Below are 4299 nucleotides of genomic sequence, written 5' to 3' on the forward strand. Positions count from 1 at the left end.
GCCATTGGCCCATGAGCCGCCATAGATGAAGAAGACCACGGGCTGGTCGTGCGCCGGAACGAGGATGCCCAGCTCGAGGTCGAGCGCGAGAAGCTCGCCGCCGTCATCGAGAAGAACGTGCTGACGCCCTATGTTCGCGCCCGCGGCCTGGGCGGGATCGACCGCGAGCGCTGGGCGCAGGCCCTCGACCAACTCGCGCTGGCGGGAAACTTCCGCGACAGGGCGCGCGCGGGCGATGCGTTTACCGACGCATTCCTGCCTCCTGCTGACGAACGCATGTTCTGAGCGCATGCTGACGTAGGGAGAGCCTCCGATCGGATAGGATGACAGCGGCGGGCCCTCTGCCTATCGTGCCGCGCCTTCCGGGGCATATCCGCGTTTCGCTCTGATGCGGGCAGGCTCCGGCTCCCTGTTCTATCGCATGTCCTTCGCGCGAACCGGCGTCCACTTCGCGCGAGAATGCTCTCGCGGACCTTGCCCATCTTGAGATTGCCCGATCTGACCGACCATGCCGTGCTGCGTGAGGCTTTCCGCTGGAGCATTCCGGATCGCTACAATATCGCCGTCGACGTCTGTGATCGCTGGGCTGCAAGCGCGCCCGATCGGCCCGCCATCATCGAGGTTTCCCAGGATTGGCAGGTGACGCCGGTCAGCTTTGGCTGGTTCCGCGAGCACTCCAACCGTCTGGCCAATGCGCTGCGGGCCCGCGGCGTCCGTCGCGGAGACCGTGTCGCCATCCTGCTGCCGCAGGGGCGGGCGGTGCTGACGGCTCATCTCGCGGCCTACAAGCTCGGCGCCATCGCGGTGCCGCTGGCGGCTCTGTTCGGCGTCGATGCGCTCGCCTACCGGCTGGAGGATTCCGCCGCCAAGGCCGTGGTGACCAACGAGGCCGGTCTCGGCAAGCTCCGCCAGATCACGCAGCCCCTGCCGGAGCTGGAGGTGCTGGTCTCGACCGACGGTCCGGATCGCGGCGCCGAGGGCTGGGACGATATCCTCGCCGAAGGCGGCCCGGACTTCACGCCCGTCGACACCGCGCCGGACGATCCGGCACTTATGATCTACACGTCCGGGACGACCGGCAATCCGAAGGGCGCGCTGCATGGCCACCGTGTCCTGCCCGGCCATCTGCCGGGCGTCCAGATGCCGCACGAATTCATGCCGCGGCCCGGCGACCTCGCCTGGACGCCGGCGGACTGGGCCTGGGCCGGCGGGCTGCTCAACATGCTGCTCCCCGCGCTGCATTTCGGCGTCGCGGTCGTCGCCCGCCCGGTGACCCGCTTCGAGCCCGAGGAGGCCTACCGGCTGATCCAGGATCTCGGCATCCGCAACGCCTTCGTGCCGCCGACGGCGCTGAGGATGCTGCGCGGCGCAGGCAATCCACGAGGGCGTTGGCAGCTCAACCTGCGCACGGTGGCGGCGGCGGGCGAGGCGCTCGGCGCGGAGACGCTGGCCTGGGGCCGCGAGGCACTGGGGCTCACGATCAACGAGGCCTATGGCCAGACCGAGTGCAACCTCGTGCTCGCCTCCAGCGCCGCCATCGGCGTCAGCCGGCCCGGTGCGATCGGCAAGGCGGTGCCGGGCCACGACGTCGCGATCATCCGGCCGGACGGCTCGGTCTGCGCCGCCGGAGAGGAGGGCCAGATCGCCGTGCGCCGGCCCGACCCCGTGATGTTCCTTGAATACTGGCGCAATCCGGCGGCGACCGCGGCGAAGTTCGTCGGCGAATGGATGATCACCGGCGACGAGGGCGTGCAGGACGAAGAGGGCTATGTCCGCTTCATCGGGCGCGACGACGACGTGATCACGTCGTCCGGCTACCGCATCGGGCCCGGCGAGATCGAGGATTGCCTGCTGAAGCATCCCGCCGTTTCGCTCGCGGCGGTCGTCGGCAAGCCCGATGCGCTGCGTACCGAGATCGTCAAGGCCTTCATTGTCCTGAAGCCGGGCGAGACCGGCTCGCCGTCGCTCGTTTCCGAGCTGCAGAGCTTCGTGCGGGCGCGGCTCTCGGCGCATGAATATCCACGCGAGATCGCCTTCCGCGGCGAGCTGCCGCTGACCACGACCGGCAAGATCATCCGCCGCGTGCTGCGGGCCGAGGCCTGAGCGGCAGCGGGTTCAGGAGGCGAGGGGCGGGCTCTCCCGCTGCCCCTGCGCCGCCTGCTGGCCGAGGAAGGCCGACCAGAGGCGTTGGACGGTCTCCTCCTCGATGTCCTTGACGATCAGGACGAGGCGCGAGCGCCGATCGGCATCCGGCCAGGCGTCGAGCTCGACCGGCGGGTGAAGGATCTGCTGGACGGCATGGACGAGCAGCGGCCGGCCGGGCTGCTCCGCGACGTCGACGAGGCCCTTCAGTCGCAGCAGCCGTGGGCCATGGATCGAGCGCAGCAGGGTCCAGAACAGCTCGAAGGTGGCGCGCGCGACCGGTCTGTTTGCCGTCAGCGCGAAGGCGCGGATGGCCTCGTCATGGCGGTTGACGTCGTGCGGCTCCTGCCCGTGGTGGTGCCCATGGGAGTGGTCATGCCCGTGGCCGTGATGATGGTGATGGCCGTGGCCGGGAGCCTCGGTTTCGGCGAGCCAGCGGCGTAGCGCGGCCGGGCGCTGCGCGAGATCGTAGAGGCCCGCGCCGACAAGCTCGCCTGCCGCGACATCCGGGAAAAGGATCTCGGCGCCCGGATTCAGTGCGTCGAGGCGCGCGCGCAGGAGCTCGGCCTCGGCCGGCTGCGCGATTTCGGTCTTGGTCAGCACCAGCCGGTCGGCGGCAACGACCTGCCGACGCGCTTCCTCATGCATGTCGAGCGTCGTCATGCCGTTCACGGCATCGACCAGCGTCACCACCCCGTCCAGGCGGAAGCGCATCGCCAGATAAGGGTGATTGACCAGGACATTGAGGATGGGAGCGGGGTCCGCGAGCCCGGTCGTCTCGATGACGACACGCGAGAATGCACCGATGCGGCCATTGTCGCGCCGGCGCAGCAGGTCCTCCAGCGTGACGATGAGATCGTCGCGGATCGTGCAGCACAGGCAGCCGGATTCGAGGAGGATCATGTTTTCCTCGACACCCTCGACCAGCAGGTGATCGAGGCCGACCTCGCCGAACTCGTTGACGAGCACCACCGTGTCCGCCAGCGCCGGGTCCTTCAGCAGCCGGTTGAGCAGTGTTGTCTTGCCGGCGCCGAGGAAGCCGGTGAGCAAGCTCAGCGGTACGGGGGCGGGGTGGGCGCTGGCGCCGGTCATCATCTGTCGTCCGATGCTTCGTCTGGGAGCAGGCTGGTTCCCGGTCCCGAATGTCCGCGGTGCAGCTTTCAGGCAGGCACGGCGCTCCGCCTCGAATGTTCTATTATTACATTAATGGCCAGCGCGGCGATGACAAGGGCGCCGCCGGCATATTGCAGCGGCCCCAGCCGCTCGGCGAGGACCACGGCGGCGATGGCCACGGCGAAGACGGGCTCGGCGCAGAAGGCGAGGCCCGCCGGCCCCGGAGCGATCCGCGCGAGCGCGAGGAGCTGCAGGACGAAGCCCATGATGTAGCCGCCATAGGTGATGGCGACCGCGGCGGGGGCGAGCAGGAAGGCCTGCGGCGGCAGCAGGCCGCCCGTGACGAGCAGGATCGCCAGGGCCACCGGCAGGATGACGACGTGCGACCAGAACAGTTTCGGCAGCGTGGCGACCCGGGCGCAGCGCGCCGCTGCAAAGAACTGCGCGGTGGCGCTCAGGCTGGCGAGGAAGGCGAGCGCCAGCCCGCGCGGATCGAGCCCGTGCAGGTCAGGCCCGACGACCAGCGCGATGCCGAGGAAGGCGAGCAGCGCGACGGCGAGCCGGTCGGCCCGGAAAAGCGTCGGCGTCAGCAGCGGCTCGGCGAGGACGATGAGGATCGGGAAGGTGTAGAACACCACGGCCGCGACCGAGACGGGAACGAAGCTGACCGAGGAGAGATAGGCAATGCCGACGAGCGCGGTGGCGATGCCGAACAGGATGACGGGCTGCCGCTCGCCGGGAGAAAGCCGAAGCGACGCACGCCATGCGAAAGCGGCGCCGCCGACCAGGATCAGCATCAGCAGGACGCGATAGAAGACGAGCAAGGGGCCGCTCAGCCCGGCCTGGCCGGCGATCTGCGCGCTGACGATGTTGGTGCCGAAGGCCGCCGCGGAGGCGAAGGCCAGCAGCAATCCGTTCCGCGCGCTCGCCGCCCCCGCGTCCAATCAGTCCTCAGGCGTCGTTGGCGGGCTTGGCCTTCGCGCCGGCCACGGGCTTGGCGGCGGGGGGCTTCGCGGATGCCTGCGGCGGCCGTGGCCTGGGCAG

At 69.6% G+C, this 4299-nt stretch carries 4 protein-coding genes; 2 read left to right on the forward strand and 2 right to left on the reverse strand.

What is annotated here, in order from left to right:
* The first annotated feature begins 48 nt into the window (after positions 1–48).
* Both ACIPIA_RS11005 and ACIPIA_RS11010 read left to right on the forward strand, forming a co-directional pair.
* Positions 49–285 carry a hypothetical protein gene (locus ACIPIA_RS11005; RefSeq protein WP_400509412.1) on the forward strand — a complete coding sequence of 79 codons (237 nt, stop codon included), beginning with the start codon at positions 49–51 and terminating at the stop codon, positions 283–285.
* Between the two features lie 174 nt (positions 286–459).
* Complete coding sequence (locus ACIPIA_RS11010) at positions 460–2103, forward strand: AMP-binding protein (protein WP_400509414.1); 1644 nt, start codon at positions 460–462, stop codon at positions 2101–2103.
* 12 nt (positions 2104–2115) lie between these two features.
* Here ACIPIA_RS11010 and ACIPIA_RS11015 read toward each other — a convergent pair whose 3' ends face one another.
* Both ACIPIA_RS11015 and ACIPIA_RS11020 read right to left on the reverse strand, forming a co-directional pair.
* On the reverse strand, positions 2116–3234 hold the full coding sequence (locus tag ACIPIA_RS11015; protein WP_400509416.1) for a CobW family GTP-binding protein: 1119 nt from the start codon (positions 3232–3234) through the stop codon (positions 2116–2118).
* 68 nt (positions 3235–3302) lie between these two features.
* Positions 3303–4199, reverse strand: coding sequence for an EamA family transporter (locus tag ACIPIA_RS11020; protein ID WP_400509418.1), 897 nt, complete (start codon positions 4197–4199; stop codon positions 3303–3305).
* Positions 4200–4299: the final 100 nt, after the last annotated feature.

The sequence above is a fragment of the Allobosea sp. CER48 genome (assembly GCF_044752385.1).
GTDB lineage: Bacteria > Pseudomonadota > Alphaproteobacteria > Rhizobiales > Beijerinckiaceae > Allobosea.

Excerpts from the sequence above, each read along its gene's own strand:
- ACIPIA_RS11010 (WP_400509414.1), top strand. The coding sequence starts at position 460 with ATGCTCTCGCGGACCTTGCCCATCTTGAGATTGCCCGATCTGACCGAC.
- ACIPIA_RS11015 (WP_400509416.1), bottom strand. The coding sequence starts at position 3,234 with ATGACCGGCGCCAGCGCCCACCCCGCCCCCGTACCGCTGAGCTTGCTC.